1 protein-coding gene is annotated in these 494 nt (G+C 62.3%); it reads right to left on the bottom strand.

Annotated features, from left to right (window positions below; translation table 11 throughout):
* Nucleotides 1–62: 62 nt before the first annotated feature.
* A partial coding sequence (locus M5B99_RS29795; RefSeq protein WP_248807479.1) for a TOBE domain-containing protein occupies nucleotides 63–494 on the bottom strand: 432 nt, incomplete at its 5' end.

Raw genomic sequence — 494 nt, 5'->3', positions numbered from 1 at the left:
AGGAATCCCGATGACCGCATGGCGGCCACTGGGGGTTATTCGCCGCACCAGGGATTTGAGGTTCATGAGCGCAGTACCACGCCGCTGTCGTCTTCCCACCAGACGTAGACCTGGTCACCCCAGGTCGGACGCTGGCCCTGGCGCTCGGCGTTGGCGACGAACGACTGCACCAGCTTGCCGCAAGGCAACTCGACGTAGAACACCGAGTGCCCGCCCAGGTAGGCGATGTCATGGACCTTGCCCCGCGACCAGTTGTATTCGCTGGTCGGTTGCACCGGGGTCACCAGCAGTTTTTCCGGACGAATCGCGTAGGTGACGCGCTTGTCCTGGACCGAGGTGGTGACACCATGGCCCACGTAGATGTCACGCTCCAGCTCCGGGCTGGAGATCCGCGCGTAACCTTCGGCGTCATCCACCACTTCGCCTTCGAAGATGTTGACGTTGCCGATGAACTCGCAGACCAGGCGGCTGGTCGGGGTTTCGTAGATGTCGAT

The sequence above is a fragment of the Pseudomonas sp. MWU13-2100 genome (assembly GCF_023242365.1).
Classification (GTDB): Bacteria; Pseudomonadota; Gammaproteobacteria; order Pseudomonadales; family Pseudomonadaceae; genus Aquipseudomonas.
This window is presented reverse-complemented; position numbering and strand designations above follow the sequence as displayed.